This window comes from Oceanobacillus oncorhynchi (assembly GCF_000821065.1).
Lineage (GTDB): Bacteria > Bacillota > Bacilli > Bacillales > Amphibacillaceae > Oceanobacillus > Oceanobacillus oncorhynchi.
Genome location: NZ_CDGG01000001.1, coordinates 1,734,045 through 1,758,971, shown reverse-complemented (window position 1 = coordinate 1,758,971; position 24,927 = coordinate 1,734,045). Strand labels below are relative to the sequence as shown.

General features: G+C 38.7%; 20 protein-coding genes. 4 read left to right on the top strand and 16 right to left on the bottom strand.

The features are described 5' to 3' along the window. Positions 1–784 precede the first annotated feature (784 nt). The 9 genes from BN997_RS08355 to BN997_RS08315 all read right to left on the bottom strand — a co-directional run bounded on the left by BN997_RS08355 (position 785) and on the right by BN997_RS08315 (position 11,858). Positions 785–1,681: an Rpn family recombination-promoting nuclease/putative transposase gene (locus tag BN997_RS08355; RefSeq protein ID WP_052484954.1), complete on the bottom strand. Its 897-nt coding sequence runs from the start codon at positions 1,679–1,681 to the stop codon at positions 785–787. 189 nt (positions 1,682–1,870) lie between these two features. Next, on the bottom strand, positions 1,871–2,074 hold the full coding sequence (locus BN997_RS08350; RefSeq protein WP_139089045.1) for a hypothetical protein: 204 nt from the start codon (positions 2,072–2,074) through the stop codon (positions 1,871–1,873). A gap of 119 nt (positions 2,075–2,193) precedes the next feature. After that, a complete protein-coding gene (locus BN997_RS08345; RefSeq protein WP_052484953.1) occupies positions 2,194–4,332 on the bottom strand; it encodes a DEAD/DEAH box helicase in 2,139 nt (712 codons plus the stop codon). A 369-nt stretch (positions 4,333–4,701) separates the two neighbouring features. After that, a complete protein-coding gene (locus tag BN997_RS08340) occupies positions 4,702–4,887 on the bottom strand; it encodes a hypothetical protein (protein WP_042531312.1) in 186 nt (61 codons plus the stop codon). 262 nt (positions 4,888–5,149) lie between these two features. Beyond that, on the bottom strand, positions 5,150–6,427 hold the full coding sequence (locus BN997_RS08335; RefSeq protein WP_042531310.1) for an MFS transporter: 1,278 nt from the start codon (positions 6,425–6,427) through the stop codon (positions 5,150–5,152). A 184-nt stretch (positions 6,428–6,611) separates the two neighbouring features. Continuing rightward, positions 6,612–7,832 carry an MFS transporter gene (locus BN997_RS08330; protein ID WP_042531308.1) on the bottom strand — a complete coding sequence of 407 codons (1,221 nt, stop codon included), beginning with the start codon at positions 7,830–7,832 and terminating at the stop codon, positions 6,612–6,614. A gap of 150 nt (positions 7,833–7,982) precedes the next feature. Then, positions 7,983–8,858 (bottom strand): shikimate dehydrogenase, encoded by an 876-nt coding sequence (locus BN997_RS08325; protein WP_042531305.1) that lies wholly within the window; start codon positions 8,856–8,858, stop codon positions 7,983–7,985. Positions 8,859–9,026: 168 nt separating this feature from the next. Continuing rightward, entirely contained in the window at positions 9,027–9,791 is a 765-nt protein-coding gene (gene aroD / locus BN997_RS08320; RefSeq protein ID WP_042531303.1) for a type I 3-dehydroquinate dehydratase, read from the bottom strand. Between the two features lie 36 nt (positions 9,792–9,827). Then, positions 9,828–11,858 carry an NAD(P)/FAD-dependent oxidoreductase gene (locus BN997_RS08315; RefSeq protein WP_042531301.1) on the bottom strand — a complete coding sequence of 677 codons (2,031 nt, stop codon included), beginning with the start codon at positions 11,856–11,858 and terminating at the stop codon, positions 9,828–9,830. Between the two features lie 216 nt (positions 11,859–12,074). On the opposite strand from BN997_RS08315, the gene BN997_RS08310 reads away from it, so the two are divergent. Continuing rightward, complete coding sequence (locus BN997_RS08310) at positions 12,075–12,989, top strand: LysR family transcriptional regulator (RefSeq protein ID WP_042531299.1); 915 nt, start codon at positions 12,075–12,077, stop codon at positions 12,987–12,989. A gap of 72 nt (positions 12,990–13,061) precedes the next feature. Here the strand turns inward: BN997_RS08310 and BN997_RS08305 are convergent, their stop codons facing one another. The 3 genes from BN997_RS08305 to BN997_RS08295 all read right to left on the bottom strand — a co-directional run bounded on the left by BN997_RS08305 (position 13,062) and on the right by BN997_RS08295 (position 15,279). Further along, positions 13,062–13,598 (bottom strand): CueP family metal-binding protein, encoded by a 537-nt coding sequence (locus BN997_RS08305; protein ID WP_042531297.1) that lies wholly within the window; start codon positions 13,596–13,598, stop codon positions 13,062–13,064. Positions 13,599–14,001: 403 nt separating this feature from the next. Beyond that, complete coding sequence (locus tag BN997_RS08300; protein ID WP_042531296.1) at positions 14,002–14,496, bottom strand: hypothetical protein; 495 nt, start codon at positions 14,494–14,496, stop codon at positions 14,002–14,004. 30 nt (positions 14,497–14,526) lie between these two features. Then, positions 14,527–15,279: an HAD-IIB family hydrolase gene (locus BN997_RS08295; RefSeq protein ID WP_042531295.1), complete on the bottom strand. Its 753-nt coding sequence runs from the start codon at positions 15,277–15,279 to the stop codon at positions 14,527–14,529. A 74-nt stretch (positions 15,280–15,353) separates the two neighbouring features. Between BN997_RS08295 and BN997_RS08290 the strand changes: the two genes are divergently transcribed. After that, a complete protein-coding gene (locus BN997_RS08290) occupies positions 15,354–16,019 on the top strand; it encodes a Crp/Fnr family transcriptional regulator (protein ID WP_042531293.1) in 666 nt (221 codons plus the stop codon). A 214-nt stretch (positions 16,020–16,233) separates the two neighbouring features. Here BN997_RS08290 and BN997_RS08285 read toward each other — a convergent pair whose 3' ends face one another. The 3 genes from BN997_RS08285 to BN997_RS08275 all read right to left on the bottom strand — a co-directional run bounded on the left by BN997_RS08285 (position 16,234) and on the right by BN997_RS08275 (position 20,146). Continuing rightward, the gene (locus tag BN997_RS08285; protein WP_042531291.1) at positions 16,234–17,523 is read right to left on the bottom strand and encodes a GntP family permease; all 1,290 of its coding nucleotides are present in this window, start codon (positions 17,521–17,523) and stop codon (positions 16,234–16,236) included. Between the two features lie 152 nt (positions 17,524–17,675). After that, on the bottom strand, positions 17,676–19,184 hold the full coding sequence (locus BN997_RS08280) for a CoA-acylating methylmalonate-semialdehyde dehydrogenase (protein WP_042531289.1): 1,509 nt from the start codon (positions 19,182–19,184) through the stop codon (positions 17,676–17,678). Positions 19,185–19,249: 65 nt separating this feature from the next. Next, the gene (locus BN997_RS08275) at positions 19,250–20,146 is read right to left on the bottom strand and encodes an NAD(P)-dependent oxidoreductase (RefSeq protein ID WP_042531287.1); all 897 of its coding nucleotides are present in this window, start codon (positions 20,144–20,146) and stop codon (positions 19,250–19,252) included. Between the two features lie 239 nt (positions 20,147–20,385). Here BN997_RS08275 and BN997_RS08270 point away from each other — a divergent pair, with 239 nt between their 5' ends. Both BN997_RS08270 and BN997_RS08265 read left to right on the top strand, forming a co-directional pair. After that, complete coding sequence (locus BN997_RS08270) at positions 20,386–20,991, top strand: TetR/AcrR family transcriptional regulator (protein WP_042531286.1); 606 nt, start codon at positions 20,386–20,388, stop codon at positions 20,989–20,991. A gap of 525 nt (positions 20,992–21,516) precedes the next feature. Further along, positions 21,517–22,317 carry a YwqG family protein gene (locus tag BN997_RS08265; protein ID WP_042531284.1) on the top strand — a complete coding sequence of 267 codons (801 nt, stop codon included), beginning with the start codon at positions 21,517–21,519 and terminating at the stop codon, positions 22,315–22,317. A 101-nt stretch (positions 22,318–22,418) separates the two neighbouring features. Here BN997_RS08265 and BN997_RS08260 read toward each other — a convergent pair whose 3' ends face one another. Continuing rightward, the gene (locus tag BN997_RS08260) at positions 22,419–24,623 is read right to left on the bottom strand and encodes a Z1 domain-containing protein (RefSeq protein ID WP_042531282.1); all 2,205 of its coding nucleotides are present in this window, start codon (positions 24,621–24,623) and stop codon (positions 22,419–22,421) included. Positions 24,624–24,927: the final 304 nt, after the last annotated feature.

The following is a 24,927-nucleotide window of genomic DNA, read 5'->3' as shown; positions in this document are numbered from 1 at the left end:
TAGATTAGGGGATGGTTTTATAACCTGGAATAATGGGAGGTTCGTAAATTCATGCAGGTAGTATCTTGACTTATCTTTGGATACCTTCTCCTTCTCTTACATGTATGGTTTCATGAGCTGGGGCATTACCTTACCGGCCGTTTTATTGTAGAAATCCATAAAGACAATATCCAGATAAAACTTTTGAATATCCCCTTCATGTTGCGTTGAAAGGGAAAGATGAGCAATGGGTGGCGCCGAATGACAAAGACGGAAATTATATAGAGAGCTATTTAAAATATGATCCGCAGGGTAAATGGTCTTTTTTATACATAATGGCGGGTTTTTTTTTTCAAACAGTTATTTTTTTCAGCCTGGCAGCGAGCATCTTTTTTATTTTTCAATGCTGTATATATTTTCGGAGATGCTTTATTTTCTATTTGGAAACAAACTCCCTTTGGTGACACGAGCGCTGCTTTTCTTTTTGCCAGGTGGCAAACGATTCTATTTGTTAGCATTCTTTTACTAATTTATGTTTTCTTCTATATGTTTATTTGGATTCAATCGTAACTTTCACATGACAAGGGGCAGGTTTCATAACCGCTCCCTTTTAGGCTACTGATATAAAATTACTTTTCCCACAACATCATTTACCGGCAAGTTTTCCATTTTCTCCATCATTTGCGCTTACTCCTCTTTATTTAGTTTTAAATAAGTTTTGCTTCATATAAACAAAGTGAGCCAATTTACAATGAAACCAGCTCACTTTGTTTGTTTATAGAAACAGATAATCTATTTTATTTATTTACTCACTAGCAAGCCTTTTAATTTCTGCTTCACTTAAGTCTGTGATCTCTGCAATGTCACTGATTGACATATCTCTTGCTATCAGTTTCAAAGCTAATTCCTGGTTCCGCTTTTTTATCCCTTCTTCTATTCCTTCTTGCTTTCCTCTCTCAAAATAAGAATTCGGCAGCTGCATGACTATTTCTTTTTCCTCTTCCGGCAAGTTTTCCATTTTCTCCATCATCTGTTCTTCCTCCTCTTTATTTAGTTTTAAATAAGTTTCGAAATAACCATAAAGAAACTCCATTTGCGCCGGATTGATTTTCATCCGGGTAATCATACGCAGAAATTCCAACTTTACTTGGACACGCTCATGTTCTTCATAGCCCATCTGACTAAGCAATGCGGCTGCGGCCGGGTTGTCTGATTGAATATATTCTTTCCAGTTTTTCTTTCTTAATTGTAATTGTAAAAAGTTAAATTGAAGTACTTCTTGGGTAGGTGTATCGACTTTGAATTTCGTGGGTTCTTCTTGTTTCCTATTATAACTCAAAACGGCGATAGGTTGAATTGGTTTGCGGTGTTTAGCGTAAAGATAACTGAAGTAGAGAAACATTCTTTCGGGGAAATCTGCCTCATGAGTGGATTGTGCTTCGGTGTGGATATGGAGAATTTTATCCTCGTGATGCAACTTTACTTCGACGAGCACGTCAATTTCCTTTTTGGAGCCTTCAAGATAATCCAGGTAGACTTCCTGTTCAAGAAATGTGACGTTGGAGAAATCAATGTAGGGATGAAGGTCGGGGAAGAAGCCTTCGATAAATTCCTCGAAAAACTCTTGTATCAGCTTTTTCGTCAGCCGATCATGTTTCATGTAATCTGCTTTTTCTTCTAGTATAACGGGGACTGTAAACAATAGAGCACTTCCTTTCTTTTAAATTATATTTATTTTAGCAATTATTCTGAAATAAAACAATTATAGTTTTTTCATTCCTGCTTCGAAAAAACTAATACTACTTCCCTATAAGAAAAGAGCATCGTCACAGACCATGCTCTCCTCTCCCTTATAAGAACTGCTAAACTAATCTTTTTCATTATTCTCCCCTTAAACTTGCGGCTTCTTTCCTTTAAATGAAACGAAAAATACAATTAAACTCACAATAAAAGCTGCTAAGGCCAACCATGAAACTGCATTGGATACCGAAATGACATCTAAAAATCCAAGTACAGCAATGATAGGCATGACAAGAATAGCTCCCAGAACCTTTTTAAAACGTGCATATCTGGCTCTTTCTTTAAATGATGTCATGGCATCCTCCTTTTTCGTTATAGAAGGTTTTCCCGGCTTTCTTGCAGGTGAAACATGCTCCATAATACATCACATAAGAAATATGATAATTCTTCCGTGTATGCAATTCAAAAAGTCTTTTAACGCACAGTCTCCATAAACCGCTCTTTCTCCAGCTTCAATACTTTTTTCTGAATAGAAGCTTCTTCTTCTTCCTGCTCCTGCTCATCTAAAATGCGTGATGCTGTGTCAGATTCTTTTACAAACAGGTTAAAAAGATTCGCTTTTTCTCCTAATACGTCAAGCATTGTCACATCAATACTCTCTTCCGTTAATAAGCGATAAACGACAACGTTTCGAGATTGTCCCATTCGATAAGCACGGCTGATCGCCTGTTCTTCCATTGTCGGCTTCCATTGCGGTTCGCATAAAACAACCACATTGGCAGCCTGAATATTCACCCCGACACCGCCGGCAGTAATCTGGCTGACCAGAACGGAACCAGCTTCATCCGCTGTGAAGGCATCAATGATTTCCTGTCTTTTATGATTCGAAACATCCCCAGTAATGACGCGATGTGCCTCGTTTTCTAAATTACTGCTGATTGTCTGGATAACATCTTTAAAATAAGAAAATACCAGCACTTTATGCCCGTTTTCTTTTGCATTTTCACAGATTTCAAGCAGCTTCTCAAGCTTCGGTGACTTACTCTGAGATCCGCCCTGCCAGCCTGCACGGCGCATGGCCATGACCTGTTCCTCTTTCACTGCCTGCTGATAGAACTTCTTCTCTTCTTCACCAAACGGAACCCATTCTGGAATAATCTCCAAATCCGGAAGCTCATGTAATACGTCCTTCCGATTCCTCCTTAAATAAACTGGAGCAATGGCTTCACGGAATGCTTGCGGATTACGCAACAGCATCTCTTCTGATAAGTCATCCGCAATTCCCGGCTGCAGGACAGAGACCAATTGCATCATTTCCTCTACCGTGTTCTCGAGTGGAGTTCCGCTCATAAATAAGACATACTCCGCTTCGTCTGCCAAATGATAAACATTTTGCGAGCGCTTTGTATTCGGATTCTTCACATAATGCGCCTCATCAACAACCAACGCATCAAAATGATGACTGCCTTCCAATGGCAGAGTTCCCGCCAATTCAAAAGTGGTTATTAAAATACCCGTACCTTCTTGCCAGGCCTGAAATTGTTCTTCACGATTGCTGCCGTGAAAGATAAATGCCTGTAAAGCAGACCGCTGTTCCATCTCTCTTTTCCAGTGGGCGATTACGCTTAGTGGACAAACAATGACAGCATGTCCCTGATGGTTTTGCCTGAGATGATTGAGAATAGCAAGCGCTTGAACCGTCTTTCCTAAGCCCATCTCATCCCCCAGCAGCGTCTTTTTATAAAGCAAAGCATACTTCGCACCAAAAATTTGATAATTTCTTAAGGTAATATGCAGTCCATTCGTATCAAGCGGATGGTTATTTACTGCTCCTACCACTTCTTCTGGCAGACTTTCGGAAATATTCTTCGAGTCAAAGTCCGTTGCTTTTTCAATTTCTGTATAGTAAAAGGCATTTTCTCTTTCAAAATGCTTTTTGAGCTCTTCTTTACTCACTTCAAAATCAAGCATATAATCTAATCTTTTCTTTATCTGTTTTAATTCCTTTTGATGCTTGTTTTTATTTAGATTGGCAAAAGCAGACCGTATTTTTTCCTTCTCCTCTTTCGGCTGAAACAAACCGCCAAAAAATCCTTTCTGTTTCTTGGCCATTTCAATATCAGATATCGTTTCATCATAATACTCCTGAAATTTCTCCTGCATCTCTTCAAGAATGTTTAACAAATGCCATTTTTTATAAATCGATTCCAGCAAATGAACATCTTCATCAGAAATATCATCCGGATTCACACGCGGCGTTGCCTGTTTATATACTGCTTCTTTTATTTTAGAAACTGCCTGATAAATGTGCTCTGCCGTTTTTTCATCCATTCCATCCAGCTGCGCCAGGTCCTGAGCTGGTTTATCCGCTATATCTTTCATTGTTTTCAGCCCATTATGCTTCAAAGTGTTTACAGGGAGCTCTTTATTCACTGTTAACATTGTATCTAAAGGCATCGTCTTTAATTGTTCATTTCCTGAGCTTGTTTTCAGCCTCTGCCATATTCCTTTGATTCGATTGTTAAATAACTCCTCCGAGTTCATATCGATGCTGTCGTATATCCGGTTCAGATCCGCTTCTAACCGTTCTACGTCCTGTTTCGTCCGTACCATGATTTCTCCTCCTGCTGCTCTATATCAAACATGTAAAATTGTCTTTTTTATCGATCACAGACAGCAATTTTTTTTACCAGCTGCCTCATCTCTATTCAAAATTACATTCCGCTTCAGCAGAATGTATGACATTATATTATTGTAGCATTGTTTCCCGCACGATAAAAAGAGAAGATGTCTTTATCGTTACGTATTTACCCTTTATCGATAACGCAAACGCATTTCCTGTTTTCAAATGTAGATTAAAACCGTTCTTAACCATCATAAAAAACCGCTTGATATCTAAGTATACCAAACGGTTAGAACAATGTTGAAGCTGATCTATCACGAAAAAATGAATTTTCGTTTTATATTTGCATCAAGCAAATTCTATGTAATATCAAAATAATTCGCCCGATGAACCTTCTGAAAAAAATGCTGGTGAGATTTATTTTTTCGGCTTCCCTTAAAAAGATGATGATTTCTGCTTAATAATTCCTTATAATACTGAGCAAATCCCGCATGTGATAATCGCAAATTAGCCATTCTTTTCATTGGCTCATCAGTTTTATCCATCTTATCATCCTCCTTGCTTTAGCGTATGTACAAGGTGAGTCAATTATGAAAGCTGGAAGGAATCTAATTACAAATTAAAGATGATTGCAACATACTGTCAGTTCCACGGTGAAAACTTCTTTTTTCGATGCTATTTTCCCACCGTCTAAAAGCCTGCTTACAAGGAATCTCAGTCTCCTGAGAGAAAGCAGACAAACTCCGCTCAATATACTGTTTTTATAATTACACTAATATCCTTGTACGTGATTTTTAGAAAAGCATTTCACTGCATACTTTCCCCAATCTCTTTCTTCATAACAATCTCCATTTTTCTCCTGCTCCGAAACGCCCCGACTGTCAACACAGCCATCAGCACACAGATAATGATTCCTAACGTGAAAGCTGGTTCATAGCTGTTGGAAAGGTCATACATATAACCGAAGACCGCAAATCCGAAAGACTTTACTAACGCCTGTCCCATCGTTACATAAGAGAAAATTTCAACAAAATGTTTCTTTCCAAATAATTCTTTTGTAATCAATGGCAGCCCGACGATAATAACCGATGCATGAATACCGTACAGAAGGGAAGCAGTAAACACGGTAGCATAGGTTCCATGAGATATGAAAAATAGACTGAAGCCAAATGCAATCAACAGCACACTGACAATCAACGTCATTTTCACACCAAATTTATCACTGGCTGCTCCAAAGAGAAATTTGGTAAGCAGGTTCGATATCATCGAAGCCGAAACTAATGTGGCAGCGGCTGTAGTGGTTAATCCGACAGTATCACCGTAGGAGGTTAACAGCTGGTTTAATCCGCTGATCAACCCGGAAAATGAAGCAATGATAATTACACAGAAAAAAGCTAAACTCGTTATCGCAACTTTCACAGGTACGCCCTTTTCATTTTCTTTTTTAAAGGTTTCTTGATCTTCTAAGGTTTCTGCATAGCCATATGGTTTGTACCCTTTATCCTCCGGTTTAAAGCGTAAAACAAAAATGGTGAAAGGCAGGACAATCACTCCGATAATAATCGCGGTGATCACATATGCAGTTCTCCAGCCAAAGCTGTCGATGAAAGAAGCAATCACCGGATTCATAATTGCTCCTCCAATACCTGTAAAAGCACCGATGATTCCCAAAGCCATTCCCGTTTTTTTGTGAAACCAATTTTGAACAATAACCGGAATAGGAATATAAAAAATAAATGCTCCGGCAAATCCGATAACGATACCAGAAAGGTACCATTGCCATATTTCTGTATATAACGACATGACAGCAATAGCCGAAAGAGCTACCACAAAGGCAACAGATAATGTAATGCGGACATCGATTTTAGATAATAATTTTGCCACTAAAGGAGAAGCCACAAACATTGCCAAGCATAGAAAAGTCATGTATAAAGACATATCTCCTGTGCCAATCCCCAATTCCTTTGTAACAGAAGGAAAGAATATACCCGATGTGTTGAAAATTGTACCTAAGCCGGCAAAATTGATCATACAGCAGACAATTAAGACCACCCAAGCGTAATGGAATTTTTTCTTCTCTTTCATTTTGCATCACCTTTTTCAGCTAGTATCCATTCATTCACCATCAAAGTAATTATCCCCTCTGGAACAACCCTGGGGGTCTGTCATTTTACCAACGGGAGAGACTGCCCTCTCCCACTGTATGGTGCTTCCTATGCCATTCCATTCGATTTGAAATAGAACCGTGCTTAAATCACTGTAACACGCTTTACGCGGCTTCTACCATACCTTCATTCTCTTTCTTATATCTTTTATTAACGTAAATTGCAAGCAACACACCTATAGCTGTTATGGCAAAGTTAAACAATAAAACATATTTTGGTCCGTCTACACCGCCAACTCTTGTAATCACACCAGCTGCACTTAAAATAATATAGTTAGCCAGACTGGATGAAATCATAACAATGGACGTGATTTTTCCTTTATGCTTTGGAAACAGTTCATTTGCTGTGGATGTTACTAACTGTAATACTCCGCCAGCTGCAGCGAATCCGAGAATAAACCCGCCAATCAGTAAAATAGCCGGCGTTTCTATAAAGTAAATAATAAGCAGCATAACCGCTGATATCGCTGGATATAAAATAAGCACTTGAACTGGTTTGAGCCATTTTTTATTGATGAAAACAGCCGTTAATAATACAGCAACAATAGATCCGATGGCATAATAGGACTGAATGGTGCTTGGATTTTCCATACCATGTAATGTTCCTAATTCCTGGTTGGCATTCAGCCAGAGCTGGAATGTAGAAGTACATGTAAATGCAATAAGAATAATGACCACGCTTGTCGCTGTGAATTTCATTTTTTCTTTCTTCTGGTTCTTATCAGTCTTTTGGGTACTGCTATTTGGCGGTAATGGCACAAAAGCCAGCAACACACCGTCTATAGCGAGCAGAATCGCTACAAAGTAAAAAACGGTTTGGAATGACATTTGGCTGGCAGCCACAAACCCTATCATAAAAGGTAATGCAAACTGTCCGATAGATATAGAGAACTTAGTGAACATATTCGCTATACTTCCCTTTTTACCGAAAATCTCCATAAGGGATGGAATAACTCCGGTGTCCAAAAAGGAATTGGCAGCTCCTCCTAATAAGGCAAAGACAAAAGCAACATAGAAATTCGGAGCGAAAATGATTCCAACAAAGAATAATACATATAAACCGACACCAATCAGACTGGAAACTCTTCTGCCAAATTTATCGGAAACAGGTCCTGAGATTGGCAGCGTAATCAGACGCCCCAGCCCTAATGCAGCAATAACGGTAAAAACGATACTTACATCCAACGCGCCATTGGGCAGCGTTGTTGCTCCCCACAGCTCTGCCAGTTCATCTTTATATTGTGCCAGAATAGATACTCCAATACCATGGATAATAAAAGTAATATAGAGTGCCAATGCAGCTGGATAATATCTTTTCGTATTCATGATTTTTTCTCCTCTCATTTGAAGGACTTTTTTTATTGCTATTGGATATAAAGTGAAACTTCATTCTGCGGGAGAAGAGCGTAAACTCCCACAGAATAAGATTGGTTTTAGAATTTCGATGACTTACCCTTCCAAATCAGTACAGCGTAATCAAAACATTTGATTTTTCACATATTCAACCGGCATTTCCTGACCTGTCCACAATTCGAATGCGGCAGCGCCCTGCCAAAGCATCATCCCAAGACCATTGATTGCCTGACAGCCAACGGACTCCGCCATCTCCAACAGCTTTGTTTTTCTCGGGATATAGACCACATCGGAAACAATCAATTCCGGACGCAGCCAAGAAGGGTCGGGAACTAAGGCTTGCCCTTCAAGCGGTTTCATTCCAACACCTGTTGCATTTGTTAAAATATCACTTGCTGCAATTTCCTCTTTTAACGTTTCTTTATCTTCTAACCGATACACATTTGCTATACAGTCCCCTTCCATTTTTTCATTGATAATCACCGTATTATTTTCCGCCCGGTTAAAATATTCATCGTCTCGATTAAAAATGGAAATTTCTTTTACTCCTTCCAGAGCTGCCTGGATAGCAATTGCCGTTGCAGCCCCACCGGCTCCCAAAAGGGTGATTTTCTTTCCTTTTACATCGATATGATTTTCTTTCAAGCTGCGAAAATAGCCGATCCCATCTGTGTTATAAGCTATTAATTTGCCATTATCATTTAATACGGTATTCACAGCACCAGCAAAACGCGCTCCATCTGTTAATTCATCCAGTAATGGAAGTATTTTTGTTTTGTTCGGCATGGAAACATTAAATCCGCGCAGGTTTAAGGCCCGGAACCCGGTGACAACATCCTCCAGCTGCTTGTTATCTACCTCAAATGCCATATAGACATAATTTAGTCCCAGTTCCCGAAATGACATATTATGCATTGCCGGAGATAAAGAATGTCCAATAGGTGTTGCTGTCAGTCCAATCAATTTTGTTCTTCCGTCGATTCTGCCTTGATCTGTCATGTTAATTCCCTCCTGAATTTTTGATAACATACCATTGATTTTTTCTATTTTACCTATACACTACACTCTAATGCCCCACTACATTTGTGAAATATTTCACATGAATAACTGCAATAATCCCATTTTTTTATTAGGAAGCACCTTATCCTGGTTAACTGGGTTTTTATTTTATAAACTCTGATGCAGCAGATGCAACGTCTGTTTTAATTCCGCCGCTGCAACCTGTCCGGGCGCTGATGCTTTATTTGCCGCACCAAATGTTAATGCAGAGCCAAATACTTCCCCAGCGAGACGGCTAATGACTCCTTTTCCTGCCATCGACATTGTAATAATCGGCCTGTCAGCAAATTTCTCCTTCATTTCTCTCGTAGCATCCAATAATGTCAGTACGTCTGCCGTTGTTTCCGGCATAACAGCAATCTTCGGTAAATCGCCGCCCAGCTCTTGAGCCCGGCAAAGTCTGGTTATGATTTCTTTCTTATCTGGCGTCTTGTTAAAATCATGGTTGGATATGATAACAAATACACCATGTTCATGCGCGGCTTCGATGATTTGTTTTACATCTTCGGGTTGATTGAACAACTCGACATCAACGATATCAATCTGCCCTGTTCGGGACATTTCACGGTTCAGTTGTAAATAATAATCAACGGAAACCTCTTTTTCTCCACCTTCTTTGAAGCTGCGAAAAGTAAATATCAGAGGCATCTCCGGAAGCACCTTACGTATCTCCGTAAGGGCTTCTTTTACTTTTGCGATATCCTCAACCTGTTCAAAAAAATCAACACGCCATTCAACGACATCACATTCCAAGCTTTTCAGAAAATCTGCTTCTTCTATCAATTGGTCAACCGTCTTACCAACCATCGGGATGCAAATCTTTGGCATCCCTTCACCGATACGAATATTTTTTACTTCCACAGCTTTGATCATTTTTTCTCCTCCTTGGGATGAATAATTAGGAATCCTTTAAAAAGGAATCGCTTCTTTCTTCTCTGGTACTTCAAAAGCACCTATTTTCTCTAATGTTGTAAGAATATTTCTTCCTTCACGTGTGCCGTCCATAATTTTTCTGGCGCCCCAGCTGTCTCCGATATTTACGACTTCCACATGATTTGCTTGGAAATATTGCTGTAATTCTGGAACTTCTTTATTTTCAGGACGCATTCCCAGACAGATAAATCCATAATCAAATGCCATTTGTTCTTCTTCGTCTTGATGTTTGATTTGGAAAGAATTGTCTTCTACTTTCGTCAAAGCTGTTTCAGTTCGAACATCGACCTCATAATCCTTCAGCATGGTCATCATTGAAATTTTTGTAATATGGTCTAGGCCTGCGCCAACTGCCGGCATCATTTCTATCATGCTGACATCGCTGCCTCGTTTGCTGAAGAATTCCACCACATCCAGACCGACAGCACCGCCGCCAACTACAGCGATTTTCTTTCCTTCTAAATGCTGTGCTTCAAATTCATCAATATACTGAAGCAGTTTAGCAATAGAATAAATGCTGCTGTTTTCCTTATCAATACGATCATGAAGACCTTCAATCGGTGGCAACAACGGCTTAGATCCTGTAGCATTAACAATAATATCGGGATTTAGGCTTTCCACTAACGCAATAGTTGCTCTTGAATTTGTTAATATTGTTAAATTATCTAATTGCTCTGCTCTTTTTTCCATATATTCTGGAAAATCTAAAATTCGTTTTTTATCAGGAAGTTTGGAAATCTCTTTCGCCAAACCGCCTAATTCTGCTTTTTCTTCGATAAGAAATGTTTTACATCCTACTTCCGCGGCTGTACATGCTGCTTCCAGCCCTGTTGTTCCGCCGCCAATCACAACAACCGTTACGTCCTTCTTCACTTTTCTATCCTTATATGCATCGCCGCCAAATAAATCCGGGTTCACCGTACATCTTATTGGACGGTTCAGAGCGATACGATGACCGGCACAGCCGATATTACATGAAATACATTTTCGGAGCATATCCTCCTGGCTGTCTTTTACTTTATTGACCCAGTTCGGATCTGCAATCAAGCCGCGTCCCATTCCAATCAAGTCTGCATCGCCTTCTGCCAGAATTTTTTCTGCTGTCAGCGGCTGACGGACATTTCCTGTTGTAATCGTCGTTTTATGGAATTTTTCCCGCACTGCTTTTGCCATATAAGAACGCCAGCCATCCGCTAAATTCATTTCATCGATTTGATATTGGATGGTATCATTCACTGCCGCTGATACGTTAAAGATGTCTACTTCATCATCTAAATATTCCAGGATATGCAGGATATCTTCTAATGTATTGCCACCCTCTACAAATTCGTCGGCACTTACCCGGAGACTGATAGGGAAATGCGGACCGACCTCCTGACGAATACGGTCGATGACCATCCGCGGGAACCGTGCTCTGTTTTCATAGCTTCCTCCAAATTCATCGGTCCGTTTATTATAGATTGGTGATAAGAATTGATTCAGAAGATAGGAATGTCCGGCATGGATTTCAATTGCATCAAATCCGGCAGCAACCACACGTTTAGCTGATTTACCATAGTCTTCAACAATTCCAAGAATTTCTTCTTTTTCCAGTGGTCTTGGAACAGCCCCTCCTGATTTCGAAGGGATATTGGAAGCAGATACCGGCTGGTGTCCAATTCTGTCCGGCACAGCAGATGCTCCTGCATGATTGATTTGAATAGCTGCTTGTGTCCCGTGTTTATGCAATGTTTCTGTCAATTTATATAATCTGGGAATAAATTTATCATGGTCAATACGAAGCTGTGTTGTTCCGTTCGATCCCATTGGAAAAGAAACACAAGCGTTTTCGACTATAATTAATCCAGTCCCTCCCTTTGCTCTCTGCTCATAATACGTTATATGCTCGTCGTTCATCGATCCGTCTACTTCGGCGAAATTTGTTCCCATCGGCGGCATAATGATTCGGTTCGGTATCGTCATCCTTCTGACAGTTAACGGTTGAAAAATATGTTCATATACACTCATTATAATACCTCCATTTTATTATTTTGTGAAATATTTCACAAGTTGTTTTAAAAATTTTTTACCTTGCCTTTTGTTCCTTGATTTCCTTTACACCTTTATTATATTAGATACTAATTCATAAATCTAATAGGTTTTTTCGACAAATCAATAGATTTTATCTATGAATCATAGCATAATAAATATATAGAACGCTCCGAAACGAATGGAGGAATGAAAATGAATTTGAAACAGCTTCACTATTTCAGAGAACTGGCGCACAGTGAACACCTTACCAACACAGCGAATAAGCTTTCCATTTCTCAGCCGACATTAAGTTACGCCATTACAGAGCTGGAAAAGTATCTTGGTGTCTATTTATTTGAAAAGCAAGGCAGAAATATTCGTTTAACAAAATACGGTCATTTTTTTCTTGAATATGTAGAAAGGTCACTGGCTGAACTGGAAAGAGGAGAAAAAAAGCTGCGTGAACTGACAAGTCCGTCTCATGGAGTCATTGATCTGGCGTTTATTTATACGCTGGGGCCTTATTTCATTCCAGAATTGATTAAGAACTTCTCGGAACAAGGTGCCTATAAAAATATCTCTTTTTCTTTTTATCAGGGAACCACCAAAAATATAATTCAAAATCTAAAAGAAAATATGTACGATATTGCCTTCTGTTCGATGAAATACAATGAGCCTGACATTGAATTTACACCCGTTGCAGAGCAGGAGCTTGTATTAATTGTTGCAGAAAATCATCCTTTAGCAGGCAGAGAAAGTATTGATTTAGAGGAGACAGCCAGCTATCCCTATGTTTATTTCAACCAAAACAGCGGGCTGCGTCCCATCGTTGATGAATTATTTCATAAAGTAAATTTAACTCCTGAAATTATTTGTGAAGTGGAAGAAGATAATGCCATGGCCGGGCTGGTCGCAGCCAATTATGGAATTGCCGTGATTCCGAATATTGGGGCGCTTTCTCATTTTCCGGTTAAAGTCATTAACATAAAAAAACCTGTTTATCACCGGTTTATCTATATGGCTGCCAGAAAAAACGATTATCTATCCCCGGCAACCAGCGCATTTCGCAGCTTTGTCATCAGCTATTGTCAAAAACATTATTTAAAAACAAAAAATAAAGTAGAATAACCTGCAAACTCATTTTGCCTTGGCATCAAAACAGGCTGCCTGGATACTCCAGACAGCCTTCATCTCAATAACTTATATTAATTGCATCGTTGTGATACAGGTGAAATCATCCTGAAATGTACTGATTTCTGATGTTACTTCTTTTCCATCCTGTTTGATTTCCACCGTATAGGTTTCATCTCGAGGAAGCCATAGATCAATAAAGCCATTTTCTTCTGTCTGCATGGGTTCATCTATAACCACATCGCCCGCTGCGTTTTCAATATAAACCTCGAATTCTTCCTGAACCATTTCTCCCTGACACCCTGTTAAACTATGAATTTCACAAGGATGCGTCTGCTGTTCAAAGGGAGCTATCGAAACAAAAAATTCATCCTCCGGCAAATCATATACTGCTTCCTCCTCTCCCTCATCATTTGTTACAATCAGCTGCTCGGAAGTAATCGATGCATTCTCGTCAACAATTTCTTCTGTACTATAATGATGGACTAATTCCTTGATATCCCCGGTTTCGTCCAGTGTATTTTCTTCGGGGTTATCCTCTTCTCCACTGCAGGCAGTTAATAAAACCAACAATCCAAACAAGACCAGGATTATTTTTTTCTTCATGAAATTCACGCTCCAAATAGGATTTCTTGTCTTGTATTATACGGGACGGCGATGCTTTTTCCTATATTCACATGATAACTGACACAATATAGTTAACTTTATAGGAAGAGGAAGGGCTATTATGAACAGAACGTTCATAAATGTATGTAAAAGTGTTTAAAGATACACATCTCCTAATCTTTCCATTTTTATATTTATAGCGTATTCTTAAAATATAAATGAATATACGTCCGGTGCTGGTACACCGAACGGTTTTTACAATAGACTACTTCATCATAATGAGTAGCGCTGAGTTATTGAATAATCCCTCAAACGCCCGCTAAAGCATACGAGGGATTATTTTTTGTGGCCCTAGAATATAGTTAGGGATAGAGCTATATTTTAATAGAAACAGCAATCCTCTTCAAATCAAGTCACGCAGATAAGCTATTTTCTTTTTATCTTTCTGGTTATTTTTGTTCGCACGATAGCTGTCCTTAAAGGAAGCCTCATACACTTTCAAATATTGCTCAGATGTTAAAAGATAATACGTCGCATCTCCTTGCTGATGGAGTTCTAATTCCTCAAGCGATATCCCCGCAAAGTCCGGCAATGTGTCCATAATACCGAACCCAACAGCCAGCCCATCCTTTTCAAATTCATGCTCATGCAGATCAACAAAGCTGTATCCCAGAGATAGCATGGCCTTCATAATGTCGTCCCAATCATAGATAGCTTGTTCTGGCGGAATCTCCCATCCTCTTTTATCACCGGGAACGTGTATATCCAGGTCCTGCGCCTCCCAGTTTTCCCCTGTAACTATTTCTAAACCTACAGACCCCATTAATAGAGGAGTAATTTCTTTCTGATTAAGCTGTTTTACAATGGTTAAAAAAATAGAAAACTTTTCATTTTGCATTTACACATCTCCCTTTATTCAGAGACTTAGTTAACTATATACTCCTTGCATTTCTTGATTCCCATACATATGCAATGCTTTGGTTATCATTGCTGCTACCTTTTCCTTCTCTACCGATATAGATGCATATTGTTCCACTTCATGTTCACCAACACAAACACTGTACAAAGCATTTTCGAACAAGCATTGATCATTACTGTCATTTCCAAATGCAATAAACTCCTGAACCTGCAAGCTATGTAACCCTCTTACTTTATTAATTCCAAGCGGGCTGATATCTATCGCATTTTCCCCTTTATAATAGGTTATATTTACAGGCAAGTCGGCGAGCTCATCTATCACACGTTGCGGCGGCTGAAACAAAACCAGCTTGCACAGCTTAGACAGGCTTCTTAACTCCCGATTCTGTGCGGAAGCCTGATTAATATTTTTATAAATAGGATGTGTTTCCTCTCCAGTAAATGCATAATCCCAGTCACTATCTGCTAAATAAGTTACCTGATGAGCTTCTACCAAAGTAATCAGTTTTGTAAGCAGACTATCTTGAAAATGGATAACATCCATCTTCTCCCCGTTTGAAGTATATGCTCCATTTCCTCCAACCAGTTTTTCTTGCTGCAAAGATTTCGGCAAGACCGGCAATAAATCACGGATTGGCCTTGCCGATGCGAAAATCACTTGATGCCCTGCTGCCTTTATTTCCTCCAGCGCTTGTATAATGGACGAATCAATTGTTTCCCCATCAAAGCAAACCGTTCCGTCTATATCAAAAACAAAATTCATGTGAATCACCTCTTTTTCAAGTATACTATGGATAAAAAATTACGAAAGGACAGATGTCCCGAGGAGGAAATAACATGGAATTAAACCAATTTACCGTCATTTACAATTATTCCATTTCAAATAACCTGGGAAAGGAAATCCGCATTCGAACGTATAAATCACAAGAATACATATTAACCGCCGGAGAAGAAATCGACGGATTTTATTTTTTAATAAACGGAAGATACTTTGTTTCCAGTCAAGAAATCACGGGTAAGGAACTGCTGCTCCGTTATTGCCTGCCCCCTGCTGTTATGGGAGATATTGAAATTCTGGAAGGCGGTCTGATTCAATCAAATTGCATCGCCGCAGAACCATGTACATTTGTCTTTGTTCCGAAATGGATATATGAAAAAGAGTTAAAGTATGATGCAGTCTTTATGCAAATATTATTAAAAGAGCTGGCCTATAAACTTCGGACATGCACTATTTCATCCAGAGTAAATGCCCTATCCCCTACAAATGTCCGATTGGCTGCTTTTTTGTGTACAATTGCTTCTGATTCAGATTCGAGAGCGTCCTATCTTTTAACAAATAATATGGAAGAAACTGCTGCTTTAATTGGAACCACGAAAAGGCATATCAACCGGATTTTGAAACAATGGACGGATCAAGAAATTGCAGAACGAGAGAAGGATGAAATACGAATTTTGCAATGGGATAAGGTGGAGGAGATTTCTGAGGGGGTTCGGTTTGAATAGGTATATATTGCTGCCATTTTCTTTATATCAAAAATGCGAAATTAAAGTCCCCTCTCATAGCAGCCTTTGCTCATAAAGAAAGATGATAAAAACTTATCCTGCATTTTGAATTATGGGTAGAGTAGAGATTACCCATAGTTCAAAATGCAGGATTCGGAATTAATTACTTGAAAGTCAAGTACTATTCTTCATCAGGCTGAGCTATTTATAAACATTAATAAATACCCACACTTGCTAATAAAATAGCTGGTATAAGCGCTAATATCGGGAAAACAATTGCTACTACTGCAATATCTTTGTATGACTCTTTATGTGTTAGTCCTGTTACAATCAATATCGTTATTACCGCTCCATTGTGTGGCAGCGCATCTAAACCGCCTGAAGCGATGGATGCGATACGGTGAAATGCTTCTGGTGCAATACCAGATGTCGCAGCGATTTCATTATATTTTTGACCTAAAGCTTCCATCGTAATACCTAAGCCTCCAGAAGCTGAACCAGTCGCTCCAGACATCAAATTGGATGCAACAGCCATTGAAATAAGCGGATTTGCCTCAATCCCCAAGATATAATCACTTAATTTTTGGAATCCCGGCACTACTCCTACCACCGTTCCAAACCCAACCGCTGCTGAAGTATTAATCATCGCCATTACCGAATCCGTAGCTCCTTGATTTAATGAAGGAATCAGACCTTTAATTTGGTTTAATGAGAATAAAATAATTAATAAGATACCAACTAATAAACAAACAACAATATCCCAATATAAAATATTAAGCGTAATGATTACTGACACTAGAGGCAGTAAAGACAAAAGAATGTGTGGCGGTTTATCAATTAACTTTCCTTTTGCTTCAGAATCTTTTTCTAATTCATGGAATCCGTAGCCAGCCTTTTTTAAATTCTTTTCTCTTTTCTTTAAATAGAAATAAGCGACTCCGCCCATAACTAATGAAGCAGCAAGTCCCATAACAGGTGCAGCTGCCGCTGTTGTATTAAAATAAGCAGTTGGAATCAAATTCTGAATTTGCGGCGTCCCGGGAAGTGCCGTCATAGCAAATGTCATCATCCCAGTTATAATTGTAGCTGGCATCAGCTTTCTAGGAATATCTGCTTGCCTAAACATACTTACCGCAAGTGGATAGACAGCAAACACAACAACGAACACACTAATACCACCATATGCCAAAACTGCTGAAGCCATAATTACACCAATAATTGCTTGCTTTTCACCAAAAACTTTAATTATACCTTCCGCCACCGACTGGGCCATGCCACTAAATTCCATTAACTTACCGAAGATTGCACCTAACATAAACACAGGAAACCAATTCTTCGTAAAGTCGACAAACCCTTGCATATATGTATTTGTATATGCATCAAGCAAATCCAGCCCACCAAATACCGCCACAACTCCAGCACAAATCGGTGCAATCCAGATAATTGACCACCCGCGATAGGCTAGAACAATTAACAAGACTAAGCCTAATAATATCCCTACCATTTGATCCCCATCCTTTTGTAAGGGTTTACATTTTACTGTTCGTATAAAGTTGATGAAAGTACTAATCTATCTGTCAGGAAACTTAATACAGATTAGAGACTCTGTGCTTTCTTGTTAAAAAGATTAGGGGCCAGTTTTAATGGCCCCTTCAATTAACTGCTAGGAAAATCAAAATTAGTTTCATCCGAGGCGGATTGGTCAAACCATCTTTCGGAGACCGTTTTAGTTTTAGTGAAGAATCGAGCAGTATCTGGACCAAACATTTGCCCTTCCCCAAATCGTGAATCTTTCCACCCTCCAAAATTATGATAACCTACAGGAATTGGAATCGGTACATTTACGCCAACCATTCCCACTTCAATTTCTTGAGTAAATTCACGAGCATCACGGCCACTATTGGTGAATACGGTCACACCATTACCATATTGATGATTATTGATTAACTGTATGGCTTCATCAATTGAATCGACTGCAGTGATTGTACGTACCGGACCAAATACTTCTTCTTTGTATATATTCATATCAGAAGTAACATTATCTAATAACGTAGCATCGAGATAAAATCCTTCCTTGTTCTCCACATCAGGGTTCCTTCCATCTACAACAATATTAGCTCCTTCTTTTACTGCTTCATCAATAGCACTTAAAATGCTTTGTTTTGCTTCGGCGCTTATTACTGCACCAAAGTCAGCTGTCTCATCATCATAAGATCCAGCTTTCAGCTTCTCCACTTTTTCTTTTAGCTTCCCTGTAAATACTTCTGCCGTCTTTCGCCCTACTGGCATCGCTACGGATATGGCCATACAGCGTTGCGATGCTGAACCGTAAGCAGCACCTAGAAAGGAATCGACTGCTTTATCAATATCGGCATCTGGCATAATAACCATATGGTTTTTCCCACCGCCAAAAGCATTGACACGTTTATGGTGCTTCGTACCTGTTTCATAAATAAATTCAGCTACTTTTGTAGACCCTACAAAGCTTATCGCCTGAATATCTTGATGTGTAATAATGGCATTGACCGTATTTTTATCCCCATTTACAACATTCCAAACACCAGCAGGTAAACCAGCCTTTTCCCATAGCTCCGAGAGTAATATAGCAGAGTATGGAACTTTTTCGGATGGTTTTAATATCATTGCATTTCCTACTGTTACCGCCATCACGCTCATTGCAAGCGGTACCATAACTGGGAAATTAAAAGGAGAAATACATGTTACAACGCCAAGCGGCTGTTTCATGGAATAAGCATTTATTTCCCCGCCAACATTAACAGAATATTCCCCTTTAAGTATTTGCGGCGCTCCAATTGCCAGGTCAACTGACTCTATCCCCCTGCTTATCTCTCCTTTTGCATCAGAAATTGTTTTTCCGTTTTCTTTCCCTATTAACTGTGCTAATTCCTCTGTATTTTCAACTAATAATTGACGGAACTTAAAAAGAACTTCAACTCTTTTACCCACAGAAACTTTTGCCCATTTTGCCGCAGCCTTTTTGGCTAATTGTATCGTCTCATCTACTTCTTCATCGGAAGCATAAGGAACAGCAGCTATTTTCTGACCAGTTGACGGGGTGTATACATAACCAAACTTATCATTCTGTCCTTTCACTTTCTCTCCATTGATATAATGTGTTACTGTATCTAACGTTACCGTAGCCATATCGTCAATTCCTCCCATTTAGTATTTTTTCATAAAATCAATAGTATCTTATTAATTATTAAAAACTACTTAGCAGGTTCAACCTTTTGTTCTGTTAACATGAGATATGCTGTCGACATATCTTTATCTTCGTAACCTTTTATATTAGATTCAAAGTAGTCTACTAACGCTTCACCTAAAGGCAATTTTGTTTTAAATGAATTGGAAACATAATTTGCCAGCCTTAAATCTTTTAATAGTAGCTCCGTAGTGAATGCTCCTTTATAATACTCATCTTTAGCTATAAAATTTTTATAGTTTCGTCTAAATACATCACTTTGTCCTGAGCTTACATTTACGATTTCATAAACGATATTATGATCTAACCCTGCTGCATCTGCGATAGATAGAGCTTCTGCAACGGCCTGTGTATGAATACCAGCCATTAAATTATTAATTAATTTAACAACAGTTCCCACTCCATGGTCTTCTCCTACATGAAAGATGTTTTTGCCGATTGCTTTTAGGTATGGTAATGCGAAATCATATGTTTCTTTGTTACCTCCAACCATCACACTTAAGCTGGCTGCTTCTGCGCCAGTTACACTTCCACTTACTGGTGCGCCTAAGTATTGAGTCCCGTTTTGTAAGGCAGCTTTTGCAATCGTTTTATTTAATTCTGGAGAAACTGTGCTTAGGTCAACCAATGTTAATGATGTTTTTCCATTCTCTACAAGGCCCTCGTTACCTAAATAAACACTTTCTACAATGGGTGGCGTTGGCAAGCTAGTAAATATAAGATTTACTTCACTTGGCAGTGTGGCGGATGTGAATCCAATATTTCCACCAATTTCAGCGAACCTCTTTTCATTCATTTTGTTTACATCTACTCCATAAACGGTATAACCCGCTTTTAGTAAATTGCTTGCCATTGGATAACCCATATTCCCTAACCCAATAAAACCAACTTTCTTTGTGTCCATCAAACCCCTCCTTCAAATAATTTTCACGAATGGAAACGCTGTCATTTTACTGTTTGATAATTGTTAAACCTCCATTCTTCTTCTATATTTATATTTCACATACTAAAGTCAAATACCGCGGTCACCGAAATGCATTAACAACATAATAAATGTAAAATTAAAAATAGTCAAGACTTTTCAAAAGATTGATTCTACATTTCAAAAATATTATGCTATTCTAAATGAAAGGGGGCTATATTATGACACATATAACAGCAAGAAAGCTAAAAGCCCTAGAGACCAAAAAAGCACTCTTGGAAACTGGGCTAGAACTTTTTGATAAAAAAGGGTTTGATAATGTAACGGTGGATGAAATTGTAAAAACCTGTAATGTATCTAAAGGGGCTTTTTATGTGCATTTCAATAGTAAATATGATATTTTCAATGAAAAATTTAAAGATATTGATAATTTCTATTCGGAATTTCAGAAAGGAATATCAAATGACATTAAAGCAAGTGAAAAAATTCTTATATTTTTTGAAGCCCAAATGATTTATTTACGTGACGAGTTAGGGAAAGATTTAATCAGAACTGTATACATGAATGCAATGTCGCTAACCATTAACAAAAATCATTATTTATCTGACCCAAACAGGAATCTTTATCAAGTAATTAACTCTTTTGTTCAGGAAGGAATTAAGAATAAAGAATTTAAGGAAGGATTAACGACGGAAGAAGTATCTGTATTAATTACGAGGTGTATGCGAGGCACCATCTATGATTGGATTATTTTCGGAGAACAATTTGATATCGTGGAGGAAATGAATAAATTCACCTCTACTGTTCTGGATGGGTTAAAAAGGTAGTAAGTATATCATTTTGGGCGAGGATTTCTTACATTAATAAATTAGGAATTACTTTCCCTGCTCTAATTTGTCTCTAAAATGAAGAACGATTTGGGAGAGATCCCGATAAAATTCACTATGCTATATATATCGGTAAATGCTTAACGATAATTTTGTGTATTACAAATAAAGTGACATACATACTGTTTATAATGTAGTAGACGGCTGATTAAAGAAAAAATATCTGATTTACGAAGTTAGCTTTCCTGATATTCGGAAGATACAGGACGGTTAACTTTTTTTTGGATATGCATGATAATTGCAGTTACCTTTTAAAATGATCTATAATCTCTCTAAAAATATGTCAATATATTCTACTCTAATCACTGAAATCCCCAGTAATATATTTCGCTCATCAACAAGTTTCTCTACTACAACCCTGAGTACCTTCAATATATGAATTATTTGCTCTCATATTTTCTTTGATTATCCTGATTTGCTATAGTAACTACTATACAGAATAAACTGAATTTCAGGAGGTTTATTATGCCAGACAAAACATCATTACAATTACCTGAAGCATTCGAGCAATACCGCTCTCTCATTCAAGACACACTGATACCAATTGTAAAGGTTTCTACTACGGAGCGTAAAACTTCATTATTCGAAAGCAAATTTGCAGGTGACCCTTACTTCCCTGCTTCTATGGAATACCCTAAAAATGAAGAGGGAATTCCTCTAAAACTATTGGCGCAAATTAATTTTGAAAACGTTCCTGTTCATTTACCGCATTTTCCCCATAAAGGGATTTTGCAATTTTATATTGATGGCAATGATGATTTGCTGGGAGTAGATTTTGATGATGGACAAAATCAATCTGGGTTTCGAGTAATCTATCATGAAAAAGTAATTCAGGATGAATCCCAATTAATCCAAGACTTTTCTTTTGTAAAAATGCCAGATGATGAGCTGTTTTTCCCTGTCGAGCAGGAAATGGGATTAACTTTTGAGACAGACTTGGAAGCTCTCACAGGAGGCGATTATCGCAGTGATGAAATGTATGCAGCTATATTCGATGAAATAAACCATGATGAAAAGCTAGAGGAAGAATTCTTCCAGCTATTTAACGGGACAGGCCATAAGCTTGGCGGCTATCCCTTCTTTACGCAGGAAGACCCGCGTGCCTATGGAGATTATCAAGATGCAGATATATTGCTGCTGCAAATAGACAGTGTCGGAGATAAGATTATATGGGGAGATTCCGGTGTCGGGAATTTCTTTATCTCTGAAGAGGATTTGAAAAACAAAGATTTTAGTAAGGTGCTTTTTAATTGGGATTGTTATTAAAATATTGCCTGTGCTGTTTATATATTGAACAGCACAGGATTTTTTATACCCAATCTGCTAAACATAAAATATACTCACCTTGCTAATTTTTTCACTTCTTTTTACCTCTCCTTAACCCCTTTCCCTGCAAACACCGTCGTTTTCGTCTCTTCCGGTGTAACCAGCACAGGCCAATAAAAAGCTCCACCGCGCCACCCCTGCTCCTCTGCCCCATTCTGTCTTATCAAGATCAGTGATGGAATAATTCGTGCTAAGTTTTGTGCTATTTTTAGTTCATCCTGTTTCGTATCTGGCGCATCTTCAAACCTGCCAGTGCTTTTCCGAATACGGGCCATATTACGATTCTGACGCAAAACGACCCAGACATGCCCTTTTCGATTCGTGTCCGTGTCCTCGGATAAATAATTCATCACAGCACCAAACGTTTCTAAATCCCACTCATAGCCCTCTTTGAATACGTAGGTTTGATAAATCATTTCTAATAGGTTTTGGACCTTCTCCTTTTCAACCAAAAAGCAGCGGTCATCTTTGGGATGTATTGCTTTTGCTGTCTGCTTCATTGTCGCCACATGCTTATCTATCTTTTTCATTTCCCTCTCCAGGTAGCTTTTCGCAATCGTTTGAAAACCAGATGGCAGCATCCGTTTTCCCGGCTTTAACATCTGTACGCTTGATAGTAGAATTTTATTTGGATTGCATGGCAAAATCGTATTATCGCTATCCTTTTGAATAAAAGTAACTTCACCGCTGTTTGCTCCAGATTCAAAAGCCCGGCGCAGCTCTGTATCAAATTCATGCATCTGCTCCATAACATCATAAATTCGTCTGGTCGTATAAAAGCGGGTAACTGCCATGTCAGCAAGCGGACGTGCTCCATACATTCGCGAATGCTGTAAGACCGTGTCCTGCTGGAATTTCTGCGGATTTCTTCCATAGTAGAAGCCAATTAAATTTTTTATTGTAATCCCCCGGTCAAGGATTTGCCCGCCGATAAAGAAGTTAAGCGGCGTCCGTAATTTTAGCTCTCCTGATTTATCTAATAAATGATCGACATCCTGCTCTGAGTTTACAATTTCAATTAACAGCTCTTCCTCTATCAAAGCATCACGAACATCGGAAAGCACTTCATCAAAAGCAGGAAAATACATATCCTTCCTTTGTGAGCGCGCAAAATCCTGATAAGCTGTACGAATTACCTGATCAAAGATAGGGTCTTCTTTCTCCATTGCATCGCGAAGCTGTTCTTCCATATGAAGCATGACTTCTTCCTGCCACTGATGCGCTGCTTTTGTCGTGATCGTGTGCATGATAAAAGCATACTTTTCAAGACGCTCTCCTTCTTTTTGCTGTTGTATATTGCGGATTTTACTGCCGACAATAAAATGAATCAGCGCGCTGCGAATCCCTTCATACCGTTCGCCATGAAGCAGATGGTTCACCTTTACCTTCCGCTTATCACTTTTCCTTAAGATTTCAAGCTCTTCCTCTTGAATTTCATGGTAGAGATAACTCGCCATGTGCGCCTCTTCCTTAGATTTTTCAAAGTACATTTCCCCGCCGACATATTTATCATGCACCGGCACTAATTCGGTAAAAGCTGGCCGCTTCGGCTGAAAGGCTTTATGCTCATGGGTAGTCATATCATCTGGCTGAAGATATAAGGAATACGGAGTCGCCGTTACCTGCAGATAAGCAGCATTCTCTAATCGGGCACGAATCTGATCAATTTGTCCGGCAATCACTTTGAGATCAATTATATTTTTATCTTTGACATTGTCATACGCGACAGAAGCAAAATCTGCTTCATCATCAATAAATAACATTTTCCTCGCAGTCAAATCCGGGTACATATCAAATAGCAGTCTTTCTAAACGCTGCATATTTTTCTTTTCTTTTTTCAGAACAATCACAAGCTTTTTCTTCAATTCAAATTTACGCAGCTTTACGGGCATTTTCATAATGTCGTAAATAGCTAATTCATCTTCCTCAATACACTCCGTAAATTCACTCTCCACCCTTTCAAAGGTTTGTTTGACAAGGGCATTTGAATTTTTGGTCAGGATAATCACCACATCAAAGCCATTATCAAACCCTAAACCCATCGAACCGAGAAAGGAGCGTGTTTTCCCTGATTGGATATGTCCTAGCAGCATGCCCGGCTTTTTTGATGTGGTAGAAGTGTCCAATAGCTTTGAAACAGTGTTCTGCATCACCTGTATTTCTTCGGTTTTATAATTATTTTTCTGAATTAATGGGGGGAAGAATGTCCCGTTTGTTTTTAACGATGTTACACCAGCTGTGTGCATATGTATTTCCTTACTTTCTTTAACTATAAAAAAGTGACTTGTTCAGCCACTTTCCGCTTTTTGTTTTATTTAAATGCTTACTTAAATATACCATTTTTAAATAAGGTACTCAAACCTTGCAGAAACCCAGCATCCTGCAGTCAAGGGCATCTTCATGAGATTAAAGAAACTTTCCAGCTTTTGTATTTCTATTTATTCCTGCCTCTTAATTTCGCCCTTTCCTTGCGAGATTCGAAAAGAAAAGCTACAATAAAAAACGGAATATAACAAGATTCAGGCTGGCATTATTATGTTCCGCCTATTT